The 24,230-nt window shown below is 59.4% G+C and carries 20 protein-coding genes; 3 read left to right on the forward strand and 17 right to left on the reverse strand.

Going from position 1 to position 24,230, the window contains the following annotated elements; translation table 11 throughout:
• Positions 1–14: 14 nt before the first annotated feature.
• The 16 genes from CCOY_RS06940 to aspS all read right to left on the reverse strand — a co-directional run bounded on the left by CCOY_RS06940 (position 15) and on the right by aspS (position 19,592).
• Complete coding sequence (locus tag CCOY_RS06940; protein ID WP_425284117.1) at positions 15–3,431, reverse strand: choice-of-anchor M domain-containing protein; 3,417 nt, start codon at positions 3,429–3,431, stop codon at positions 15–17.
• A 164-nt stretch (positions 3,432–3,595) separates the two neighbouring features.
• Positions 3,596–4,153 (reverse strand): transcription antitermination factor NusB, encoded by a 558-nt coding sequence (gene nusB, locus CCOY_RS06945; RefSeq protein WP_070451371.1) that lies wholly within the window; start codon positions 4,151–4,153, stop codon positions 3,596–3,598.
• A complete protein-coding gene (efp, locus tag CCOY_RS06950; RefSeq protein ID WP_070451369.1) occupies positions 4,153–4,716 on the reverse strand; it encodes an elongation factor P in 564 nt (187 codons plus the stop codon). The genes nusB and efp overlap by 1 nt, the downstream gene beginning before the upstream one ends.
• 51 nt (positions 4,717–4,767) lie before the next feature.
• Entirely contained in the window at positions 4,768–5,859 is a 1,092-nt protein-coding gene (locus CCOY_RS06955; RefSeq protein WP_070451367.1) for an aminopeptidase P family protein, read from the reverse strand.
• Positions 5,859–6,293 carry a type II 3-dehydroquinate dehydratase gene (gene aroQ, locus CCOY_RS06960; RefSeq protein ID WP_070423092.1) on the reverse strand — a complete coding sequence of 145 codons (435 nt, stop codon included), beginning with the start codon at positions 6,291–6,293 and terminating at the stop codon, positions 5,859–5,861. Before aroQ ends, CCOY_RS06955 begins: the two co-directional genes overlap by 1 nt.
• 3 nt (positions 6,294–6,296) lie before the next feature.
• Complete coding sequence (aroB, locus tag CCOY_RS06965; RefSeq protein ID WP_092102676.1) at positions 6,297–7,349, reverse strand: 3-dehydroquinate synthase; 1,053 nt, start codon at positions 7,347–7,349, stop codon at positions 6,297–6,299.
• Between the two features lie 41 nt (positions 7,350–7,390).
• Entirely contained in the window at positions 7,391–7,975 is a 585-nt protein-coding gene (locus CCOY_RS06970) for a shikimate kinase (RefSeq protein WP_092102679.1), read from the reverse strand.
• Positions 7,968–9,194, reverse strand: a complete 1,227-nt coding sequence (gene aroC / locus CCOY_RS06975) for a chorismate synthase (protein ID WP_092103107.1) — start codon at positions 9,192–9,194, stop codon at positions 7,968–7,970. The genes CCOY_RS06970 and aroC overlap by 8 nt, the downstream gene beginning before the upstream one ends.
• Before the next feature lie 37 nt (positions 9,195–9,231).
• Positions 9,232–9,651, reverse strand: coding sequence for a prepilin peptidase (locus tag CCOY_RS06980; protein ID WP_092102682.1), 420 nt, complete (start codon positions 9,649–9,651; stop codon positions 9,232–9,234).
• Between the two features lie 56 nt (positions 9,652–9,707).
• The gene (locus CCOY_RS06985) at positions 9,708–10,547 is read right to left on the reverse strand and encodes a shikimate dehydrogenase (RefSeq protein WP_092103110.1); all 840 of its coding nucleotides are present in this window, start codon (positions 10,545–10,547) and stop codon (positions 9,708–9,710) included.
• A gap of 20 nt (positions 10,548–10,567) precedes the next feature.
• Positions 10,568–11,719: an endolytic transglycosylase MltG gene (mltG, locus tag CCOY_RS06990; protein WP_092102685.1), complete on the reverse strand. Its 1,152-nt coding sequence runs from the start codon at positions 11,717–11,719 to the stop codon at positions 10,568–10,570.
• Between the two features lie 2 nt (positions 11,720–11,721).
• Complete coding sequence (gene ruvX / locus CCOY_RS06995; protein WP_070423088.1) at positions 11,722–12,210, reverse strand: Holliday junction resolvase RuvX; 489 nt, start codon at positions 12,208–12,210, stop codon at positions 11,722–11,724.
• Between the two features lie 111 nt (positions 12,211–12,321).
• Entirely contained in the window at positions 12,322–14,991 is a 2,670-nt protein-coding gene (gene alaS, locus CCOY_RS07000) for an alanine--tRNA ligase (protein WP_092102687.1), read from the reverse strand.
• 71 nt (positions 14,992–15,062) lie between these two features.
• A complete protein-coding gene (locus CCOY_RS07005) occupies positions 15,063–16,427 on the reverse strand; it encodes a replication-associated recombination protein A (protein ID WP_070451351.1) in 1,365 nt (454 codons plus the stop codon).
• A gap of 4 nt (positions 16,428–16,431) precedes the next feature.
• Complete coding sequence (locus tag CCOY_RS07010) at positions 16,432–17,718, reverse strand: phosphotransferase (RefSeq protein ID WP_083279517.1); 1,287 nt, start codon at positions 17,716–17,718, stop codon at positions 16,432–16,434.
• A 62-nt stretch (positions 17,719–17,780) separates the two neighbouring features.
• Positions 17,781–19,592 (reverse strand): aspartate--tRNA ligase, encoded by a 1,812-nt coding sequence (aspS, locus tag CCOY_RS07015; RefSeq protein WP_070423235.1) that lies wholly within the window; start codon positions 19,590–19,592, stop codon positions 17,781–17,783.
• A 169-nt stretch (positions 19,593–19,761) separates the two neighbouring features.
• Between aspS and ypfJ the strand changes: the two genes are divergently transcribed.
• Genes ypfJ through CCOY_RS07030 form a run of 3 tightly spaced genes read left to right on the forward strand, consistent with a single transcriptional unit; the run spans position 19,762 to position 22,869 of the window.
• Entirely contained in the window at positions 19,762–20,682 is a 921-nt protein-coding gene (gene ypfJ, locus CCOY_RS07020; RefSeq protein ID WP_070451349.1) for a KPN_02809 family neutral zinc metallopeptidase, read from the forward strand.
• Between the two features lie 16 nt (positions 20,683–20,698).
• Positions 20,699–21,421 (forward strand): CBS domain-containing protein, encoded by a 723-nt coding sequence (locus CCOY_RS07025; RefSeq protein WP_070770972.1) that lies wholly within the window; start codon positions 20,699–20,701, stop codon positions 21,419–21,421.
• Between the two features lie 53 nt (positions 21,422–21,474).
• Positions 21,475–22,869 carry an L-serine ammonia-lyase gene (locus CCOY_RS07030; RefSeq protein ID WP_070484848.1) on the forward strand — a complete coding sequence of 465 codons (1,395 nt, stop codon included), beginning with the start codon at positions 21,475–21,477 and terminating at the stop codon, positions 22,867–22,869.
• On the opposite strand, the gene hisS is transcribed toward CCOY_RS07030, so the two are convergent.
• Positions 22,856–24,142 (reverse strand): histidine--tRNA ligase, encoded by a 1,287-nt coding sequence (gene hisS, locus CCOY_RS07035; RefSeq protein ID WP_070423081.1) that lies wholly within the window; start codon positions 24,140–24,142, stop codon positions 22,856–22,858. The genes CCOY_RS07030 and hisS overlap by 14 nt on opposite strands.
• Between the last annotated feature and the right edge of the window lie 88 nt (positions 24,143–24,230).

Genomic DNA, 24,230 nt, shown 5'->3' on the forward strand with positions numbered 1-24,230 from the left:
GTCGCCCTTCTCCCCTATTTACGCCTGCTCATCAAAACGCCTCCAACGATGAGGCACGCGATTGCCAAGCCGAGAGCATTGCGGACTTCAGCTCCCGTCGAGGCCAGCGAACCTCCTCGTTGTTCATCAGAGACACGAGGGCTTTGCGCGGTACCTTCTCCGGTCCCCCGCGCCACCTTCTGTGTGCTGCCGACGGCTGCGCCTTGCGCAACCACCGAGTTTGCACGCGACCGCTGCGTCGTGGGGGTCGTGAGGCTCGTAGGGGTTTTCTGTTTCGAGCCCGTTGATGATGCCGAAGTCCGTGACGCGGACGCAGTCACCGTCGCAGACACAGTTGGCCGAGCGGTTGCCTGTTGACTCTCTCGCACAGTGCTCGTTGGGCTGGTAGGCGTTGGCAAGCCACTGGCCGATGTCGAGCCGCTGGCCGATGTCGAGCCGCTGGCCGATGGCGACGCCTGAGGCACGTCGTTCCTGCTGGAAATCTGCGTGTCATCGCCAACGAGATACGTCACCGTTGACCATTCCGTCACAGGTTCGCCGCTAAGCGAAACGGTACGCATCTCAATGTCATAGACGCCGGGCTGCGTAAAGATCCAGTCTGCGTGCACGTGGAAATTGCCCGGTGTGACTCCCGTGATGGTGTGCGTTTGGGAATCATCGGCCAACGTCGCAGGCGGCACGCCGATAGTTGGCAGGTGCCCCGCCCACCAACGTCCACCTGTTGGCGCAGTTTTCGGGCGCACTTCAATGTTGACACCATCTGGGTAAGTCTCCGCTACTTTCATCGTGTCCCACCCGGGCCAGACGGCGTCGTGAAGCTGCCCGAGCGGAAGGTGATACACCGTGTCACCTTCCTGGAGGAATCCGACATTCGTTGCAACCTGTGCAGTGCGTTGATCGACTGTGATCTTTCGAGCATCGAACACACGCAGTGCAACCGATTCGGGAATGTGATGGGTACTTCCTTCGTGGACGAAGAAGCCAGTCTTGCCGTCGATAACCTTTGGGCCAAAATCAACATGGCCTGTGGTGATCTCGACCGGCGTAGTCTCAGCTGGAGGTTCTGAGGACGGCAGGGTCGTCGCCTGGGCAGACGTAGTCGGTGCTGCCGTTGGTGCCGTTGTCTGTGCCGGCGTTGGTGCCGGTGCCGTTGTCGCGACCGTCGTGTCGGGCCCGGTCGTGTCGGGCACCGTCGGCGGAACGAACTCCCCGTCGGCTGCTACCTCGAACCGCAGAATTTCCTGCTTTGATGTGGATCCTCCTACCTCGGCGACGGACACTCCGATTTCATAGCTGCCTGGCTTATTAAAGGCCCAGGAAACATGCATGTGTTCTGGACCGTCGGTGGTGTACGCACGGGTTGCGTCGTTGCCTGCAAGACGCATGCTCGGATCTGTCTGATCACCGCGAAACGCGATCCAGTTACCGCCCCGTGGTGCAGATACAGGTGTCAGCGTGAAGGTGTAGTTCTTCCCTGTCTCACCGAAAGCATGTTCTGTGCTTAAGCCAGGCCAGACAACTCCACGGCGCTGTGTTTCTGGGAGAATATATGCGACCTCCCCTGCTTTTGCGAAGCCTTCGATATCGTCATCCAGCACTGTCCCGACCTGTTTCGGCACGGTGAAAGCAACGCTGGATGGCGAGCGCCACACCGCACCCTTGTCGTAAAGATTCGTCTCGTCTTTCACGCGCAGGTGAAGTGTGCCTGATTCGTAGAGCGGTGCAATATCGACGTGCCCGGAGTGCAGGTTGAGCACTTTCTCCTGCGCTGGAGTGGGCGTCGACGATGGTGAGGGTTCCGCCGAAGGCGCCGGTGAAGGCGCCGGTGAAGACGGCTGCGGCGACGGCGCTTCAGAGGTTGCAGTCGGCGCTGCAGGTGGCGTTGCAGGTGCTTCACCCAACGTCACTGTGGTCTCGGGAATCGGCGAGTAATCAGCCTCCTGCAGGTGGTTAAACAAAGCTGCGTCAGTGGCGTTCGATCGCGCTTCGGGCACAATCTTGAAGATCAATTGATGCCCAGGACGGCGGCAACCGTCAACGAGTTGTTTGCTGGTTCGGGTGCCAGGTGCTGAGGTGAATTCAATTTCGCAATCGGCGATAGCGTGTTCTGGCAATTCAGTCAACGGGTCACCGTCGATGCGGTAGAAACCACCGGAGACACGAAGCGTGGTGCGATCATCAGCTGGGCGCACCGTGATGTCGATGTTGCGGTCGTCCTCGCCGTAGACCTCTCCCGTAGACACCACGACATCTGGACTGGTGATGTTGAACGGCTCGGTTTCAAAAGGCGCGATGTCATCCATCTGCGGGGTTGGAAGCTCCTCAGCGCGCTCGCTTGTCGACGACGCCACCGCCCCAGTCCTAAACGTCAACGGCGCAGAAATCCAACGTGGCGACGGCGATCCAGATACAGGAATGTAGACCGCCTGGAAGTCGGAAAACTCTTCGCCGATCATCTCATCCCACGAGGCCTTGCCGTCGACTACTTCCCGTTCCGCAAGGTAGAAGCCGTTGATAAGGAACACGACATGCCCAGCATCTTTCGGGTTACCGGTATCAAACGCCAAATTGGTCAGGATCCCCTCCTGTGCGCCCTTGGTCTCTCCTTGTGCAGGGCGCATCTGGAACGTTGGGGAACCTGTCCCCGACGTGTTTGCCTGACTATAGGCTCGGGGCAAATCGTTGATTGTGCGGTCAGCCGGGTTCGTACCGCCGACCTGCCACACGAGTGTCTGGGGTTCCGAATGGATAAAGGAACCGTCTTTGAGACGGGCTGTCGCCCGATACGTCACCTCATAGCGCCCCGGTCGAGTGAAGGTCGTCGAGTTGTGAGTGTGGGTACCGGCGTTGACCCACGTTGCACGGAAACCTGGATCGTGGGACGACCAGAGCCGGTTAAGCGGATAGACCTCGTCGCTGTAGTTAAACAACTCCATCTTTCCGGGACCGTGGAAATCGACGATCTCCATATTGAAGGAAGCCGCACGGAAATCCTCTGTCGGCAAGTCAGCGGCCGCTCCGAAACCTGCCCAAATCGGCATGGTGTTCTTAGGGAAACCGTGCGCGGGCCCACCGAAGTACATCAGTTGCTCGTCGTACGGGTCGAGGAAATCGAATCGGGGATCGTCGGGAACACGCCAGGCGTAGGCGCCTAGGCCGCCGTCCACGCGTCCCCTACTCACCCAGTTCACGGTGTCCTCAATGGGCAGGTAGCCCGCACTATTGGACATGAGGCGAAACGTTCCATCCTCCCACACAGCGTGGGGTGAGTCGACGTGTGTTTGGGTTCGCACAACCGGCTGTGAGGCTTCACTCCACGACAACGGTGCACACAGCACCGTGAGCGCTACCGCGGATAACAGCGCCACAAAGCTCTTCCGAGGATGCACGTCTTTTAGATCGCCCATAGCGGAAGTAGTACGGCGGGGCATGGCCGCTCCTTAAGGTTACTGAAAATGATTGTCGTTAGTAACCTTACAGGTGTCTGGGCACAGCCGAGGAAGAACCGAAGAAAAACAAAACCGTTGCCAGCAGGTTCATTCCCTAATGAGGAAAACCTGCTGGCAACGGCCTATCTGGGTTTGAGCGAGTTGGATTACTCGGAGGCGTCATCCTCCGACGTTTCCGCCACGCCTACGCCACCGTCCTGGTCTGCGGACTGGTCGGTATCTTCGGCGTCTTCTTCGCTATCAGGCGACACGAAGAACGGCGAATTCGGATCAACGGACGATGCAATCCGATCCAACACAGCGTTGATGTAAGGCGCAGCCTTGGCGCCCGAGTACTCAGAAGCCATCTCGACAGCTTCCTTGATCGAGATTGGCGCATCGACTTCGTCGTTAAACAAAATCTCCCAGGCGGCCACACGCAGGATCTGACGGTCGACGGCTGGCAAGCGAAACAGCTCCCAGTCCTCGCTGAGTGAGCGCTCGATCGCGTCATCCAAATCGTCGAGCTTTTCAGCAGCGCCTGCGACAATCTCGCGAGTGTAGTCAGCAACCGGCGCAACTGCGTTCAACGGATTCCGCGAAAGCTCAGTGCGGTCCTCAACGATGGCAACGGGATCGATATCCCGTGTCTCCGCCTCGAACAGCATGTCTACCGCACGACGGCGCGCCCGGTAACGGGCGCCATGACGTTTGTAGTCGAGCATTAGTTGTTCACGCGAGAGAGGTACTCGCCAGTACGCGTGTCAACCTTGACCACGTTGCCGGTTTCCAGGAACAGCGGAACCTGGATCTCAGCACCAGTCTCCAGCGTTGCCGGCTTGGTACCACCGGTGGAACGGTCGCCCTGCAGACCCGGCTCGGTGTGCTCGATCTTGAGGTCCACAGAGATCGGAAGCTCAGCGAAAAGTGCTTCACCCTCGTGGAAAGAAACCTGAACATGCATGTTCTCCAGCAGGAAGCGTGCTGCATCGCCGAACTTGTCGGCCGGCAGCTCGAACTGCTCGAAGGTCTTGTCGTCCATGACAACGTAGCTCGTGCCGTCGTTGTACAGGTAGGTCATATCGCGACGATCAACCGTCGCGGTCTCCACCTTCACACCTGCGTTCCACGTCTTCTCCACGGTCTTTCCGGAGACGACATCCTTAAGCTTGGTGCGCACGAATGCCGGTCCCTTACCGGGCTTGACATGCTGGAACTCAACGATCTGCTGCAGTTTGCCATCGACCTTCAGCACAAGACCGTTCTTAAAATCGGCGGTAGTTGCCATGGGTGGTACCTTCCTCGTAATTGTTTCGGAACGTGTACAAACACAGCAATGCTACAGCACCGTCAATTCCTTCGGGTACTTGGTGATAATCCGTGGCTTCCCTGATGTGATGATCAACGTGTCCTCGATACGCACACCGGTCTTGCCCGGAATGTAGATCCCCGGCTCAATGGTCAGGGTCATACCTTCCTTTAGGTCTCCCTTGCCGGTCTGTGCGGCAGACGGGGCTTCATGCACGTCCAGGCCGACACCGTGGCCAGTGGAGTGAACGAAGTACTCGCCGAAGCCTGCCTCTTCAATAACGTCGCGGCAGGCCTTGTCTACATCCACAAGTGCCGTTCCCGCCGTGGCTGCCTTCACGCCAGCAAGCTGGGATGCAAGCGTCACTTCGTAAATCTCGCGCTCCAACTGACCGATTTCCCCGATAGCAAACGTACGGGTCATATCGGAGTTGAACCCGAGGCGGTGCATACCGTAATCAATGGTCACCAAATCGCCTTCGGCGATAAGACGGTCGCCGGCCTGATGGTGTGGCTTCGAGGCGTTCGGGCCGGAGGCGACAATCGTGTCAAAACTTGGGCGTTCTGCACCAAGTCGACGCATGCGGTACTCAAGGTCAGCGGCAATGTCACGCTCAGAACGGCCTGCTCGCAATTCTCCTGCGGCGACGAGTTCCTCCAACGCCTGTGTGGCCAGCTCGGCAGCCTCAGTCAGACGGGTGAGTTCAAGGTTGTCCTTAAACAAGCGGATCCCTTCAATCACGCCAGAAACCGGCACAAGGGTTACGCCCTCCGGGCATGCATCCTCGAGGCGCTTGAGCTCCGCAACGGAAACGAAATCGGCCTCATAGCCCACACGGTGGCCTTCGGTAACCTGCGACAACAACTCGGTTGCTGTCGCGCGAGCAATCGTCGCCTTGATATCCGGGACCTCTTCAGCAATCTGGGTGGTGTAACGACCGTCGGTTGCGATCTTCGCAGTACGGTCTTTCGACACCAGAAGCGCGCCGTTCGAGCCGGAGAAACCAGACAGGTAACGCACGTGGGTCAAATGGGTGACCAGCATGTCGTCGATACGCTGTGCCGCAAGTTGCGACGAGAGTTTCCTCCGACGAGTTTCAAAACGAGTATCGGCCAATGCCATCATTTCCTCCTTGCGAAGTAGTCCAACGCGAGCCGGTAGCCTTCCGTACCCAACCCCGCGATCACGCCTACGGCGATTGGCGAGAGGTACGAATGGTGCCTGAACGACTCGCGCGCGTGCACGTTCGAAATATGCACCTCAATAAAACCTTGGTGATCATTTAGTTCTACCAGTGCATCACGAAGCGCAACCGAGGTATGGGTAAAACCACCCGGGTTAATGATCACCGGCCAAGTGTTATCGGCTGCTTCATGCACCCAGTCAATGAGTTGGCCCTCGTAGTTGGACTGGCGGCACTCCACTTCAACCCCAAGATCGGCTGCGTGATCGTGCAATTGCTTTTCGACGTCCGCCAGCGTGACCGTCCCATACACCTCCGGTTGGCGTTTGCCGAGTCGATTGAGGTTCGGACCATTGAGTACCAAGATTTTCATGTTCTACTCCGAAATCTTTGCGTACGCCGCGCGCATCTCTTCCACAGTTGCGTCCTCCAGGCGAGTGCAGGACCCAAGGCCGTCCAGGACGACAAATCGGATCTTGCCGTCGCGGTTCTTCTTGTCCAGAAGCATCGCCTCATGCAACTCTTCAAACGCACCGGCCTCGTAGCGCGTGGGAAGTCCCGCACCACTGATGACGGTCTCGTGGAGGGCGACCAGGTCATCGTCGATAAGCCCGCGCGCATGAGCAAGGTGTGCCACAAACATCATGCCCACCCCGACGGCATTGCCGTGGCGCCACGTGTAATGCTCGCGACGTTCGATCGCATGGCCCAGAGTGTGGCCATAGTTAAGAATCTCGCGCAGCCCAGCTTCCTTGAGGTCCTCCCCCACGACCTTGGCTTTTACGCTGACAGAGCGCTCGACAAGCTCCGCCCAGTGATGCTCTGGGCCCTCCTGGTAGAGCTCCAAAATCCGCGGGTCCGCAATAAAGCCCGTCTTTACCAACTCAGCAGAACCTGAAACAACCTCTTGCTCAGGCAGCGTTGCAATACGAGCGAGATCAATAAACACCGCATTCGGCTCGTGGAACGCACCGACGAGATTTTTGCCTGCCGTCGTGTTGATGCCAGTCTTGCCGCCGACTGCCGCATCAACCATGGCGAGCAATGTCGTCGGCACATGCACAACCTTGATGCCGCGCATCCACGTGGCCGCGGCGAAACCGGCAAGATCTGTCACAGCGCCGCCACCCAAACCGACAACGGCGTCCTGGCGCGAGAACCCGTGCTCCCCTAACACGTCCCACAAGTGGGAAAGCACCGGAAGATCCTTTCCAGCCTCCGCATCGGGAACACATGCCAAGACCGGCGCCAGGCCCGCTTGCTCAAGCATGTGCTCAAGGTCCTCAGCAACGGCACGCAACGGTTCCTGGTGGACCACCAGCACACGGCGTGCGCCGGAATCCGCAAGGTGACCTGCTACGGCGTCAAGGTTATTGCTGCCAATATGAATGTCGTACGGACTTGGGCCCGTGACGGATACCACTGCCATTGTTTGCTCCTTCGCTTGACAGAACTGAAGCCTGACGGAAACTACTCGCCGTCGATGAAACCCAAAATCTCTGCGACAACACGCTGCGGTGGCCGCGCGTCCGTGCGGACGCGGAACGTGGCCACTTCGCGGTACAGCGGTTCACGTTGATCCATGAGGTCGCGGTAACGCTGCTCGCGATTATCACTGTCAAGCACTGGTCGAGTGGAATCCTGTGCTGTGCGGCGAATACCCTCTTCCGCGCTGACATCGATCCAAACAACAGTGTGGCGCTGCAGCAGCTGTCGCACTTCCTCGGTCACGATCGCACCGCCCCCGAGGCTCACTACCCCACCGGTGGCCAGAGCACGTGCCACAAACCCGACTTCGAGCTCACGGAAGGCATCCTCACCCAACTCGGCGTACACCTCGCCACATGCTTTGCCTTCAGCCTGCTCGATGAGCAGATCCGAATCCACGATCGGCAGGTTCAGCGCGCTAGCTATTCGACGACCAATCGTTGACTTACCCGACCCCGGCATACCGACGAGCACCACGCGAGGAGCCGTATGAACCGTCGCCGGAGTTGTACCCGTTGTCTCCTCGTTGCATGCCTCTACTGCCTGCAAATCAGTGAGCTCAGTCATCGGCACCCCCACCTTGATCAAACGCAAGACGTTGCGCGACGTACTCCTTGTACGACTCTACGTTGCGCTTCACCTCCTCAATCGTGTCTCCCCCGAATTTCTCAGAGACAGCCTGTGCCAGAACAAGCGCAACCATTGCCTCTGCAACGACACCACCAGCGGGCACGGCACAGACATCGGAGCGTTGGTGAATCCCCGTGGCAGCGTCGCCGGTGCTCATATCAACCGTCTTCAAGGCACGAGGGACAGTCGAGATGGGCTTCATCGCAGCGCGAACGCGCAACTGCTCCCCATTCGTCATGCCACCTTCGATACCACCTGCACGGTTGGTCAGCCTCCGCACACCATCTTCGGTGCGCTCGATTTCATCGTGCGCCTGCGATCCACGGCGACGCGCCTCCTCGAAACCGTCGCCGATTTCGACGCCTTTCACCGACTGGATACCCATCAGCGCGCCTGCCAACTGCGCATCCAAGCGTCGTTCGCCAGAAATGTGGGAGCCAAGGCCGATCGGCAGCCCATCCACAATGACCTCAACGATCCCGCCGAGCGTGTCGCCCGACTTCTTCGCAGCCTCAATGCACGCGACCATGTCCGCCTCGGCGTCCTTGTTAAACGCACGAACAGGGGAAGCATCAATTGCCTCGATATCTCCGAAACTTGGCGATTCTCCTGCGTACGGCACCGACTCCCCAATCGACACCACATGGGAAAACACCTCAACCCCGAGAACCTCACGCAGGTAGCTACGGGCAACCGTACCGGCTGCTACGCGGGCAGCAGTCTCTCGTGCAGAGGAACGCTCAAGCACAGGACGTGCAGAACCGAAACCGTATTTGATCATGCCGGCGAAATCGGCGTGCCCCGGACGCGGACGGGTCAACGACGCACCGCGACCAGAGCTCAACTCTTTTGCCACCTCAGGGTCAGAGGCATCAACCGGCTCAGCAGACATGATCGTGGTCCACTTCGGCCACTCGGTGTTGCCAATCTGGATAGCCACCGGGCTACCGATAGATGAGCCGTGCACGACGCCCGTCAGCAAAGTGAGCTCATCCGCCTCAAACTTCATTCGCGCGCCACGGCCATAACCGAGACGGCGACGAGCGAGCTGATGAGCAATTTCTTCTTTCAATACCGGCACCCCAGAAGGCATGCCCTCAACGAGGGCTACGAGGGCCTGGCCGTGCGATTCACCGGCTGTAGTCCAACGAAGCATGGCGACATTCTCGCACAAGCAGCTGCGATAGATGTGCTTATACCCCGAAATACATTACGACGAGCCACGTTGTGGCAAGCATCGATGGACCATGTGCGACGGTTCGGCTGCGACTTAACCACGCCATTAAGACTGTGAGCAGGCCGGACACACTAATCGCAACGAGTACCGCCGGCAGTTTTCCGGAGATCACACACACCATCGCCAGCGGCAGCGCCAACTTAACGTCCCCACCACCGACCCCCTGAGGCGAAAACAGATACAGCCCCGGCCACAGCAGTGCCCACAGCAACGTCGCCTCGCCAAGAAATGGCGCGAGAAGGCAAGCAATCAGCGCCACAATGGCCGGCGGCACTGTCAGCGCATTCGGCAGACGCCGAAACGCAACATCAAACACCATCAGGGCCGCTGTCCAGCAGGCAGCAACAGTGGCCCCCAACACTCCCCCGAATTCCATATGGACAGCGTACCGAAGTTGAGTACTTCGAACCGCTCTGGCAAGCGAGCTGCTTCTTACGAGTTCGCGTGCCGCATCAGCGCGTCGCGCATCGCCTGTCGCGGTGCGTCCACACCGGTGAATTGCTCGAACTGAGCGTACGCCTGTCCGGCAAGCATCGACAGTCCACCAACGGTGCGGTAGCCGTTCGCTGCAGCCTCTACGGCGAGCCGCGTGGGCCACGGGTCGTAGATCACGTCAAACACCGGGGCGTGTGCAAGATCGGATGCCACGTAGTCAGCTGCCCCGGCGGGGACAGTCGAAATGACGAGGTCCGATGCGGACGTAATGTCCGCTAGAGGTGCCTCGAAATCCACGAAGTTAAGCACCATCCCCGCAGCAAGGTCTGTGTACTCCCCGCTGCGGTCAGTGCGGTTGACCACGGTTACCTCACGGACTCCGATATGCCGCAAGGCCCACATGACTGCGCGCGCTGTACCGCCCGCGCCAACGATAACGGCGTGAACCGGGGAATCGGGACCAAGTAGCTCCCCAATGGCAGCAATCACGCCCTCGCAGTCAGTGTTGTCGGCGCGCCAACGGTTGTCGTCGATACGCGTCAGCGTGTTTGCGGAGCCGATCTCACGTGCCCTGTCAGTGACTTCATCCGCCACCGCGAGAGCGGCAAACTTGCACGGCATGGTTACAGAAAAGCCCCGGAAACTCGGATCAGCGTTGGAGACGAGATCAGCCAAATCATCCGCAACACACTGTTGGCGCGAGTAATGCCACCCAGTGAGGCCCGCCGCCTCGTAACCCGCATTGTGAAGAACCGGCGATAAGGAGTGCTCGATCGGTGAACCGAGGACCGCTGCCCGATTCGTCACAGTCCCCGACACAGGTTTGGCTGAGTTCATGCTGCGCGACGACTCCATAACTAACGCTGCGAGTCCAGGATGCCCGACTCGATCGCGCGCTGCGTGTCATTGAGGTGCTGCTCGAACGTGTCGTTGAAGATGGTTGTGCCGTCCTTGTCCACGGTGACAAAGAACAGCCAGTTGCCGTCAGCTGGGTGCTCTACTGCATCGATCGCCTCAATGGACGGAGATGCAATCGGCGTTTGCGGCAGGCCATCCATTGCGTACGTGTTCCACGGAGTAACCCGCTTGCGGTCTTCATCTGTGGTTGCAACCTCAACGCTCGGCAACCCGTAGTTCACCGTGGAGTCGAATTCCAGTCGCATCGGCTCATCGAGACGGTTCAAGATGACGCGAGCGACCTTGTCAAACTCTCCGGCCGGCGCCTCACGCTCAACCAAGGACGCAGCGACAAGCAACTCGTACGGGCTCAAGCCAATCGCTTGCGCGCGGTTGACAATGTCAGTTGCGTCATACTGCTTCGCAGAGCGCGTCACCAGATCCGAAAGAATATCCTCGGCGCTCGCGTGCGGGTCGATGATGTACTCACCAGGGGCAATGAGGCCCTCCAAACGCTTCGCGTCGCCAGCACGGGCAGCAACCGTTTCACGAGCCCACTCCGGCACACCGAGCTTCTCAGGATCACTGTTCGCCGCAGCGTTGTTCAGCTTCTCCGCGTTGACACAATCCGGTGTTACCTCCTCGCCACAGGTAGCCGACTGGATCATCGAGAAAATACCGAACCGAGTCTGGCCGCCAACGACGTTGATATCCATCAACGTCGCACCTCCGTAAACCTGCAGAGGGGTGATGCGCTGCGCGGGATCAAGGAGTGCCTCAACCGCTGACTTCGCGCTCATTTTGCCCTGCAATCTGTAGAAGCCGGGCTGAATGTTTCCCGCATCAGGGTTATTCGCTGCCGCTGTTTGGAAAGCACCGTCGCTGGCAACAATGCCGCGCTCTTCAAGCTCGGGGCCGAGCGCTGACAGGCTCGATCCCTCCTTGATTTGAACGACCTGTTCCTCACCGTTGCCTGCACCCTCAAAGTCTGCCGAACCCGAAAGGTTGCGCAAGACGGCAATCCAAGCGACAAGGCCAATGATGAGCAAAATGGATGCGACTAGCACCGCGGTGCCTCGGGTACGCCGGCGTGCGGCTTCACGGGTAGACACGGTTAGTTCTCCTTGAGGTAGTTCAGTCGGCCGTCAAGCCACGATTGCAAAATCTCTACAGCAGCTGCTTGATCAATGACCGCACGGCCTGCTTTCTCATTCACACCAGACATCCGCAATGAATGCGTCGCAGCAACTGTGGTGAGACGCTCATCCGCCATCCGCACCGGCACATCGCTACGCCGGCGAATACGGAATGCGATTTCCTTCGCATGTTTCACGCTTTTTGATCCATTGCCTTGCAGATCACGAGGAAGCCCCACAATGACTTCGACTGCTTCATTCTCAGCGATGAGTTCCAATATCCGCTCGATATCTTGCCCATCGCGGTCCTTGAAGCCGGTCACACGGTCAATCGTTTCGACCGGTGTTGCCAGGCGGGCATCCCGGTCGGAGCGGGCAACGCCAATGCGCACAGTGCCGACATCAATGCCAAGTCGGCGTCCCGCACCGGGGTCGTCGACCCCAGGGCGATCTGGCTCCACCTTCATCGCTGCTCCTTTCCGTGTCTGCTGGCCTGGTCTCAACCTAGCCGTTAGCTGTGCGTCTCGTCGGACGCGCATTCGGCGTGTCAGCGTCGAGTTTGTCCGCGAACGCGAGGCTTAGTCCCGGCGAAGCCAGTCACGCACAGCGGACAAAGCAGCAGGAATGCCTTCGGGCTTCGCACCAGAGCCCTGCGCAAGGTCAGGCTTTCCGCCACCCTTGCCATCGACGTACTCGCCAAGCACCTTGACCACATCGCCCGACTTGATGCCGTCTTCCACTGCAGCCTTTGTTGCTGCAACCGCCAGAGAAACCTTGTCGCCAACCTTCGAGGTCAGCACGATCAGCGCATCCTCGGACTGCAACTTGCCACGCAGGTCAGAAACAATCGTGCGCAGATCACCCGTGTTGATCCCGTCGGGCAGCTGCTTTGCGACGAGGCGACGCGCGCCGATGGTCTCTGCTTCCTCCGCAAGGCTTGCAGTGGAAGCCAACAGCTGCTGACGGTGCAGGTTCTCGATTTCCTTTTCAGCCGCACGCAGTCGCTCAGCAAGCTGGGCAATACGGTCCGGAAGATCTTCCATCGGCGTCTTGAACTCCGCAGCCAGGCCAGAAGCCAGCGCTGCCTCCTTCGACAGGTACTTGAAGGAATCCATACCGGAGTACGCCTCGATACGGCGGGCTCCGGAACCGACCGAGGACTCGCCAAGCACGGCGACAGGGCCGATCTGAGAGGCGTGCTCCACGTGGGTACCGCCACAAAGCTCGACGGAGAACGGTCCGCCGATCTCCACGACGCGGACAACGTCGCCGTAGCTTTCGCCGAACAGCGCCATCGCACCCATGGCCTTCGCCTTGTCCAGCGTGGTCTCAATGGTGTTGACAGCAAAGTCTGCGTCGACAGCCTGATTCGTGATCGTCGCAATCTCCTGCAGTTGCGCCTCGGTCAGCGCCTCGGTGTAGTTGAAGTCGAAGCGCAGGTAACCCGGCTTGTTCAAGGAACCAGCCTGGACTGCTGTGGGGCCGAGCACCTCACGCAGCGCAGCGTGAATAAGGTGCGTTGCGGAGTGCGCCTGACGGGCACCGTGGCGCCACGCACCGTCAACCTCAGCCGTGACCGTCGAGCCGAGATCCAGTCCACCGTTTTGGACCGTCGCCTTGTGCAGCCACAGTTTCTTGCCCACGCGCTGCACGTCGTTGACGTTGAGGATCGTGTCCCCCATGATCAAGCGGCCACGGTCGGCCATCTGACCACCAGATTCGGCATACATCGGGGTGACGTCGAGGATGACCTCGACCTCGTCGCCCTGGGAAACCTCGCCAACTTTCTCACCGTCGCGCACGAGGCCAATGACCGTGCCGTCGTGAACCAACTGCTCGTAGCCGACGAATTCCGTCGGGTTGTTGTCAACCCATTCGCGGTACAGCGACTCGTCAACGTTGCGGTGCTTCTTCGCCTTGTTGTCGGCCTTCGCGCGCTCTCGCTGTTCCTGCATCGCAGCGTTAAAGGCATCCATATCGACGTCCAGGCCGGCCTCGCGCGCCATCTCGACCGTCAGGTCGATCGGGAAGCCGTAGGTGTCATGCAGCTCAAAGGCCTGATCACCCGGCAGGACAGCAGCACCCGAAGCCTTCACAGCGGTTGCGGCTTCGTCGAAACGCGACGTGCCGGACTCCAGTGTCTTGGAAAACGCTTTCTCCTCCGCCACAGCAACACGCAAAATGCGCTCGCGGTTGTCCGCAATCTCGGGGAAGGACGGCGTCATGGTGTCCATGATGGTGTTCATGAACGTCTCCATAACCGGCTTCGTCGCACCCAACAGACGCGCGGAACGGATGATGCGACGCAGCAGACGGCGCAGGATGTAGCCGCGGCCCTCATTCGACGGGGTAACACCGTCGAGGATGATCATCATGCCGGTACGGGCGTGGTCAGCGATCACGCGGAAGCGGATATCGTCTTCCTTGTTGCCGCCGTCGTACTTCGAACCGGTGAGCTCCACGGCTGCATCGATGACTGGACGCAGAAGGTCCGTCTCGTAGACGTTGTCTACTTCCTGCAGGATGCAGGCCACACGCTCAATGCCAAGACCGGTATCGATGTTCTTCTGTGGCAGCTCGCCGACGATCTCGAAGTTGCCCTTCTTGTCGCCTTCGCCGCGAATGGACTCCATGAACACGAGGTTCCAGATCTCCATGTAGCGGTTGTCGTCGGCGATTGGGCCGCCTTCCTTGCCGTACTCCGGACCCCGGTCGTAGTAGATCTCAGAGCAAGGGCCACACGGACCGGGGATACCCATGGACCAGAAGTTATCCTCCATGCCCATGCGCTGAATACGCTCGTCCGGAACGCCAACCTTGTCACGCCAGATTGCGGCCGCCTCGTCGTCGTCAAGGAAGACCGTAACCCAGAGACGCTCCGGATCAAGGCCATAGCCACCGTCAGCAACAGCACCCGTCAACAGGTTCCACGCGTGAGTAATGGCGCCTTCCTTGAAGTACTGACCAAACGAAAAGTTGCCAGCCATCTGGAAGAACGTGTTGTGGCGGGTGGTGATACCCACTTCCTCGATATCGAGGGTACGCACGCATTTCTGAATCGAAGTCGCCGTGCCGTTGGCAAAGTCTGGGGTCTGATCGCCCAAGAAGTACGGCTTAAACGGCACCATTCCTGCGTTGACGAACAGCAGCGTCGGATCGTCGAGAATCAGCGAGGCGCTCGGTACCGGGGTGTGCCCGGCCTCAACGAAATGGTTGGTAAACCGCTCTCGGATCTCATGGGTTTGCACGCTTCGGTGTCCTTTCAACTGCTCCGGAGTTTTTCCGCGCTTACTTTACCCGCGACTCCTCTACAGTTGGGCTACCGCCCGCGAACAAGCCGGCGTAACCGACCAATAAACTCGCTAATTCGGCGCTCCGCGCCGTGTTCCGTCGGCTCGTAATACACCGCTTCTTCCAGCCCATCCGGGATATATTGCTGCTCGACCACTCCCCGCGGGTCGTCATGCGGGTAGACATATCCAACCGCATTGCCCATCTGTTTTGCGCCCTCATAGTGGCCATCGCGCAAATGGGCCGGCACTGGAGGCACATGCCCCTCACGCACGTCCGCTAAAGCACGATCGATGGCCTTAATGACGGCAGGCGACTTCGGCGCCGTAGCCAGGTGAATTGTCGCCTGTGCTAGCGCAAGACGCCCTTCTGGCAGGCCGACAAACTGCACTGCATTCGCCGCAGCGGTAGCAGTCTGCAACGCAGTCGGATCTGCCATACCAATATCTTCCGAAGCGTGAATGACCAGACGTCGTGCGATAAACCTGGGGTCCTCCCCGGCCTCGATCATTCGCGCCAGATAATGCAGCGCTGCATCGACATCAGACCCGCGGATCGACTTGATAAAGGCGCTGACCACGTCGTAATGCTGATCGCCATCGCGGTCGTAGCGAACAATCGCACGATTGACGTTTTCACGCACAATCTCCAGCGTGATCGTGCCACCGCCAGAAACAGCTTCAGCGGCAGCTTCGAGGTACGTCAGCGCCCGACGCGCATCGCCTCCAGCGAGCAGAATGAGTTGTGCGCGGGCTTCGTCGTCAAGCAAAACCTGCCCCTGCAACCCCCGCTCATCTGCCAATGCGCGGTCGATGACTCCGCCAAGGTCTTCGTCGCTAAGCGACTCGAGCTTGAGCAGCAGCGAGCGCGACAACAACGGAGCAACAACGCTAAAACTCGGGTTCTCCGTCGTGGCGGCAACCAGCAACACTGTGCGATTTTCGACGGCCGCAAGCAGCGCATCCTGCTGCGTTTTAGAAAACCTGTGGACCTCGTCGATAAAGAGCACGGTTTTCTCACTGCGGATGAGGTCACGCCGCGCCTCGTCGATAACCGCGCGGACTTCTTTCACGCCGGAAGACAGCGCGGACAACGCCACAAAGTTCTGCCCCATCGTTTTTGCGATTAACGATGCAATCGTGGTCTTACCTGTCCCAGGCGGACCATACAAAATCACCGATGCTGCACCAGAGCCTTCGATGAGCCGACGCAGCGGCTTTCCCTCGCTGAGCAAATGCTTCTGCCCCGCTACCTCATCTAGGGACTGGGGGCGCATCCGTGCGGCCAGCGGTGCTGTCGAGCCAGCTTCAAAAAATGAGGTACCCCTATTTCCCGATGCTGCACCGGGAACGTCGTTGCTAGAAGCAGCCGCGAAAAGTTCTTCTTGGCCCATTGCCTTAACGCAACCGCCTTGCGACCTCGGACGCGAACTCAGCAACGACAACGTATGCGGGGTCTTTACCGCTACCCGCATAAGCTGCCAACGACTCGAACGTCTCGCGCAAATCACGCCGCACGAGAAGCTCATCTTCGGTCAATGGTTCTCCACCTCGCGGTCGAAGCACAACGCCAGCATTCTCTTCGGCGTCGTCGCCAATGGCTTCGGCTACCCCATCTACAAGATCAAAATCCTGAATATCACCTGCCGAAAGACCAGCAGCTTCAAGCTCTTTCTCAAATGTCGGATCATCCTGCAACAACGCGGCCATAGGCTTCGGTTCCAACATGGCGACGCTACTAAGCGCCCACCCCACCAGTGCACCCGTGATGCGCGCCTGCAACGTATCAGGATGCTGCACTCCTGGCCAAAGGTCAGAGACCTGTATCCGCCACGCATCGACGAACGCCTTGGTCGCTTCCTCGTTAAACGGCTGCGAAGCCAAATACACCGGGAACCGCGCAACTACGTAGGCAACATCGAATGAAACATCCCGAAAGCCCGCTGATTCATAATCAAGAAAGTGAAACGAGTTCCCAGACCGAATGACGTTATCTGGTGCCAGGTCAAACGGCGTAAAAGCACGCATACCGCCACGCAGCAGCCGGCGCTCGATGTTACGAGCGGTGAGAACCACCTCTTGAGGAATCTCAATTCCGGCCTCACGCATGATCCGCAAGCCAACTCTGATCCGATGGGACAGCAACCGGTCCCTCAAACGTTGCAGCGGTGCAGCGTTGGGCCGTGAACGCGTCATCCGATGCAGTAAGACGTTAAACGCTTCCTCTTCATCGGCAGTACCTGCATGCATTCGGCCAAGTGCTGTGCCCAGGCTGCGCAACAGTGCGATGTGGTCCTCTTCGCTTGCAGTCTCAAGCGCTTCTGCGAGAGTTTCCCCATCACCGGAGTCGGTGATGATAATGATGCGTTGCTGCGTGTCGTAGCCCAACAACGCAGGGCCAGGCCTGGTCTTTTCACTTAAGGAAGTGGCGAATTGGTACGCGACAACCTCTCGAAGGTACGCCGCCTCTTCGAAGACAGACTCCGTTGGCGGCGCCTGCTTAATGATGACTGAGCGCTGCTGGAAAAACGGGTTCGTTTTAACACGAGCCCTCAACACGATCGAGGGACCGGAGCCATTAAGGCGTTCAACCTCAAACAACGACTGCTCACCGCCGTAACGGCGAGTGAGAATGTCTGTAGCGCTTGCAACGACTTGCTCGTCACTTACTTGCTCGGGCTGCATCCGGTCCCCTTTGTCGTGCGCCACCGCAGGAGCAGGTTCCTGCGGTGGCTGCATTCAATCGGCTACTTCGTGTCCGTTTCGCCGTCTGCCTTGTCTTCAACCTTCTTCGGCTTGAAGTCCACTCCAGTTTCCTTGCGCTGCTCAGCCGGAATTGGAGCAGGCGCGTCGGTAAGCGGGTCGACACCGCCGCCGGACTTCGGGAAAGCGATCACATCGCGGATCGATTCAAACCCACCGAGCAACGACACGATGCGGTCCCAGCCAAAGGCAATACCACCGTGCGGAGGAGCACCGAACTTGAACGCTTCGAGCAGGAAGCCGAACTTCTCTTCGGCCTCCTCATCGGTGATGCCCATGACCTCGAACACGCGCTTCTGTACATCGTGCTCATGAATACGGATGGAGCCGCCACCGATCTCGTTACCGTTGCACACAATGTCGTATGCGTAGGCGAGAGCCTCGCCCGGGTTCTGCTCGAAGTTGTCCAGGAACTCCGGCTTCGGAGAGGTAAACGCGTGGTGGACTGCGGTCCACTTGGAATGGCCCAACGCGACATCACCGGATGCGGTTGCGTCTGCAGCAGGCTCAAACAGCGGTGCATCCACAACCCACGTGAACGCCCAATCGCCTTCCTTGATCAGGTCAAGCTTGCGCGCAATCTCACCGCGGGCTGCGCCAAGCAGTGCACGAGATGCCTTGGTTTCGCCTGCTGCGAAGAAGATGCAGTCACCCGGCTTCGCGCCGACGTGCGCAGCGATGCCAGCCTTTTCCTCGTCAGTGATGTTCTTCGCCACCGGACCGGTGAGCTCGCCGTCTTCCTGAATGAGAATGTAGGCCAGGCCCTTCGCACCGCGCTGCTTTGCCCACTCCTGCCATGCGTCAAGCTGACGACGAGGCTGGGATGCGCCACCTTCCATCACAACAGCACCCACGTACTCGGCCTTGAATACGCGGAAGGTGGTGTCCTTGAAGAAGTCGGTGCACTCGACCAATGGAATGTCGAAGCGCAGGTCCGGCTTGTCGGAGCCGTACTTCTCCATCGCTTCCTTGTAGGTCATGCGCGGAATCGGCGTCTGAATGTCGTAGCCGATCAGCTTCCAAAGCTCGACGAGGATTTCCTCGGCCAGCTCGATGATGTCGTCCTGATCAACGAAGGATGCCTCGACATCGAGCTGGGTGAACTCAGGCTGACGGTCTGCGCGGAAGTCTTCATCGCGGTAGCAGCGTGCCAACTGGTAGTAGCGTTCCATGCCCGCGACCATCAGCAGCTGCTTAAAGAGCTGCGGCGACTGCGGCAGCGCATACCAAGAACCTGGCTTCAAACGAGCAGGAACAAGGAAGTCACGTGCACCTTCCGGGGTCGAACGCGTCAGCGTAGGCGTTTCGATCTCGGTGAAGTCGTGGTTGTCCAAGACGCGACGGGCGGCTTGATTGGCCTTAGCGCGGAGGCGAATTGCCTTAGCCTGACGCTCGCGGCGCAGGTCCAGGTAGCGGTACTTCAGACGTGCTTCCTCGCCAACTTCATTGGAGGATGCATCCTCGATCTGGAATGGCAGGGCTGCAGCCTTGTTCAGCACCTTCAGGTCAGTGACGTTGACCTCGATTTCACCGGATGCGAGGTTCGGGTTCGCAGAGCCTTCCGGGCGTGGCTCAACCACACCGGTGACCTGGATGACGAACTCGCTGCGCAGGTCGTGTGCAGCCTCCGCTACTTCGGACTCACGGAATACAACCTGAGCGAGACCAGAGCGGTCCCGCAGATCGATAAAGATGACCCCGCCATGGTCACGGCGGCGGGCCACCCAACCTGTGAGCGTGACGGTCTGACCGTCGAGTTCTTTGTTCAAGTTCCCCGCAAGGTGAGTGCGCAGCACGGTTTCTTCCACGTCCTTCCACGTGATGGCGAATCTAACCTGACAAAGTCTACCTACCCTGGCTGAGTGGTGCCTCGGCGAGGTCCGCCCCACACCACCCCAGTCGCTCGAGACACGATGTTTTGGCCCAACCGCGACACTCGGTAGGGATCTTTGGCACAATTCAGCCATGACATTTCGTGGTGATTACGCGCAGGGTCAGGGCGGCAACGTCAGGACAAGCTCCGGCTCCGGTCGCGGAGGCGGCGGGGTCAGCCCCGGCGCAATGGCAATTCTTCCGATGCTGCTTCGCGGCGGTGGCGGAGGGACTGTCATCTTGATATTGCTCGCGGTGCTGTACTTCAGCGGTGCGTTAGATGGACTCCTTGGCGGCGGGAGCAATTCTCAATCCCAGTCTGAGTCGCAGGGTGACTACTCACTCGAGCATTGCAACGAACAAGGATCCTCGAACACCTACGACGATTGCCGCGCGGCGGCAACCTTCGGGTCTGCCCAACAGATTTGGAGCGAAGTACTCCCTGCGCAGGCGAATGTCGAGTTCGAGCCGGCAGATATGGTGCTTTTCCGCAACGATGTCACCACTGGCTGCGGCTACGCTACCTCCGATACCGGCCCGTTCTACTGCCCTCGCGATACCACCGCTTACCTTGACGTGAGCTTCTTTGAGCAGCTGGGCCAACTCGGTGGCGCGAACGGTCCGCTTACTCAGGAGTACGTGACTGCCCACGAGTACGGCCACCACATCCAGCATCTGGAAGGAACGTTGGGGCTAAGCGACTATAAGAACCCAGGCCAGGATTCTGCGGCTGTCGCAATTGAGCTGCAGGCGGACTGCTACGCCGGAATCTGGGCAAAACACGCTGCTGAACAGGGTGTTTTGGAGCCGATTACTGACGAACAGCTCGAGCAGGCGCTCCAGACCGCTCGTTCGATTGGCGACGACAACATTCAACGACGCTCAGGCGGCGACGTCGACCCGGATGCGTGGACACATGGCTCCTCTGAGCAGCGTATGGAAGCGTTTAATTCCGGGTACAACTCCGGACAAATGGCCGCCTGTGACACGCTGAACCGCGGCGTCTACAACTAAAAGGCACCGTTCGCTTATGACCAAGTCCGCACCAAACCGCGCTATCCCGTTCCTTGCCGCCTTCAATTCGATCGAGTCGCATTTGCGCAGCGAATTGGATGCCAAACGATCCGATTCGTTTACGTGGATGGTGGGCCTCGCCGCAAAGAAAGGGATTCTTGCTCGCGACCAGGCCGAGACCTTGCGTGAGTTTGCGGATCTGCGCAACGCGATTAGCCATGGGGAGTACGACAATCTCCGCCCGATTGCAGAGCCGCTCCCCGAGACGGTTCAAACAATCGAGCATTTGCGCGACGCGATACTCTCCCCGCCGTTGGCCCTTGAGGTGGTCCCGCATCAGAAGGTGGTGACGTTTACGCCGGAGACGGACATTCATGAGCCATTGAAGACAATCGCGACACAGGGACTAACGCAATTCCCGATCTACGACGAAGGTAAGTGCGTCGGGCTGCTCACCACGAATGCAATCGCGCGCTGGGTGGCGGCGGAACTGACAGATGATGACCGCATTCCGGCTACCACCGTTCGCGATGTGCTCACCCACAGTGGCAAACTCGACCACCCGGTGTTTCTTCCACGGACCGTAACCGCCGCACGTGCTGTTGATGCGTTGAGCACTCCATTGAAAACCGGCGCGGTGCCGCGCCTGGCCATCATTACCGAGCACGGCAAGGCAAACCAGCGGCCGATCTCGGTTCTGGGGGCAACCGACATCCCTGCACTATCTCAAGCGCAGTAGCGCATCCCGCTTATCGACGAGCCACAACCGGTTTCTGCGGTAGGATTCGCCGCATGTCAGCAAACTTTGTCAGTGTTGTCGACCTGTTCAGTATCGGCATCGGTCCTTCCTCGTCTCACACCGTTGGCCCGATGCGGGCCGCAATGACGTTTGTGGAGAAACTCGGGAAAGTGCCGGCGAAGGTTGTCGTAGAGTTGCGTGGTTCCCTCGCCGCCACGGGAGTCGGCCACGGCACCGACCGTGCTGCGTTGCTCGGGCTGGTTGGGTACACCCCCACCACCACTTCTGCAGACATTGCTCCAAAACCTGGGGAGCCGATCCCTTCCACAGGCGTGATCGAAGGCCCGACAGGGCGCGTGGAGTACGAGCTTCGCTTCGACCCGGCACCGGTGGCCGAGCACCCGAACTGTCTCATCTTCGATGCGTGGGACACAGACGGCACCATGATCGCCGAACGCGAGGACTATTACTCTGTCGGCGGCGGCTTCATTCTGGATCGCTGGGAGATGGAAGCGCACCGACAAGAATCCGGTGTTGCATCCGCTCGTGAAATTGCGACGGTCCCCTACCCGTTTAACAATGGCGCAGAACTCATGGAGCAGTGCCGAACACATGGGATGACAATCGCAGAGATCATGCGTGCGAACGAGGAGTCGATCCACGGGGCGCAGCGACTCAACTCCCATTTGGATGCGGTGTGGGACGTCATGCAGGAATGCGTTGCGCATGGCCTGAAGACAGAGGGAATCCTTCCCGGCGGCTTGAACGTAAGGCGTCGCGCGAACCGTCTTCACCGTCTACTGACAGCAGAGTACGAAGCATCCACTGCCCGTGGGCTTGACGCTATGGAATGGGTGAACCTGTACGCGCTTGCCGTGAACGAAGAAAACGCGGCTCACGGCCAGGTGGTTACCGCGCCAACGAACGGCGCAGCCGGCATTATCCCTGCAGTTATGCATTACTGCCGCGACTTCACCGACGACTTCACTGCTGAGCGCGCCCGCGAATTTCTGCTTACGGCTGGTGCGATCGGGTCGATCATCAAGACCAACGCCTCGATTTCAGGCGCAGAAGTCGGCTGTCAGGGCGAGGTCGGTTCGGCTTCTTCGATGGCCGCTGCTGGCATGTGCGCAATCCTGGGCGGCACCCCTGAGCAGGTTGAAAACGCAGCTGAGATCGCGCTCGAGCACAACCTTGGCCTGACCTGCGATCCTGTGGGCGGTCTGGTCCAGGTTCCGTGCATCGAACGCAACGCAATTGGTGGTGTAAAGGCCATCAACGCGGCACGGTTGGCGAAGCTTGGAGATGGCACCAACATCGTCACCCTCGACGACGTGGTGGAGACCATGGCAGCCACCGGCCGCGACATGATGACTCAGTACAAGGAAACGTCCATGGGTGGCCTCGCAGTCCAGCTCGGCCTGCCCGTGAACATTACTGAGTGCTGATTGCCTGCGCGACCGCTTCAGCGGAAAGCGCAACGGCCTCCTGTGAGTGCTCGGCGAGGTTCTTGACTGCAACCTCGCCTGCCTCCAGCTCACGCTCGCCGAGCACCAGCGCGAAGCGTGCGCCCGCGCGGTCAGCACCCTTCATTGAGCCCTTGAGCCCGCGGTGGCCGTAAGCCATGTCGGCGCTGATACCGGCCGCGCGGAGTTCGTCGACAAGCTTGCTCATCTTCACTCGTGCTTCGTCACCAATCGCGATACCGAACACATCGACACGGTGGGCTGCTGCTTCAAGCTCGACGCGTTCAGCTTCGAGGGCGAGTACCGCGCGATCAACGCCGAGACCGTAGCCGATGCCGGAGAGGTCCGGGCCGCCAATCTGGGCCATCAGGCCGTCGTATCGTCCACCGCCACCGATGCCGGACTGTGCGCCGAGGCCATCGTGGACGAACTCGAAGGTGGTCTTGGTGTAGTAGTCCAAACCACGAACCATGCGTGGGTTAATGACGTACGGCACGCCGAAGTCATCCAGCGCTGCGGTGACGGCCTCGAAGTGGGCACGGCATTCGTCGCAAAGGTGATCCAGCATCAACGGCGCATCGGCGGTCATCTCTCGGACCGCCTCACGCTTGTCGTCGAGCACTCGAAGTGGGTTGATCTCAGCACGGTGGCGAGTTTCCTCGTCGAGTGGGAGATCAAACAGGAACTTCTGCAGCTTCTCGCGGTAGGCCGGGCGGCAATTCTTGTCGCCGAGGCTGGTGATCTCCAGACGGAAACCGCTCAGGCCGATCGCACGGTAGCTGCGGTCTGCCAAGGCGATCACCTCGGCGTCGAGCAGCGGATCGTCGACACCAATGGCTTCCACGCCCACCTGCTGCAGCTGACGGTAGCGTCCGGCCTGCGGGCGCTCATAGCGGAAGAACGGTCCGTAGTAGTTGAGCTTCACGGGCAGGTAACCGCGGTCCATGTTGTGCTCGATGAAGGAGCGCATGACGCCGGCGGTGCCCTCGGGACGCAGCGTTACCGAACGGCCACCGCGGTCCTCGAAGGTGTACATCTCCTTGCTCACTACGTCAGTAGATTCACCGACGCCGCGGGCAAACAAGGTGGTGTCTTCGAACACCGGCAGCTCAATGTGTTGGTAGCCAGCGATCCGTGCCTGGCGCGCGAACTCGTCGCGGACATGGATGAACGCACTCGAGGCGGGCGGCACATAATCGGGCACGCCTTTCGGTGCGGAAAGTTTTTGGAACTGCTCGGCTTGATTCTCACTCACGAGGCCTTAGTCTAACCAACCTCTCCCCTGTGCGGGCGCACTTGTCGCTGTGGTCTTTCCACCGCTGTTGCGATTAGCCCTGCTAGGC

It is taken from the genome of Corynebacterium coyleae (assembly GCF_030408635.1).
In the GTDB taxonomy this organism is placed as follows: Bacteria; Actinomycetota; Actinomycetes; order Mycobacteriales; family Mycobacteriaceae; genus Corynebacterium; species Corynebacterium coyleae.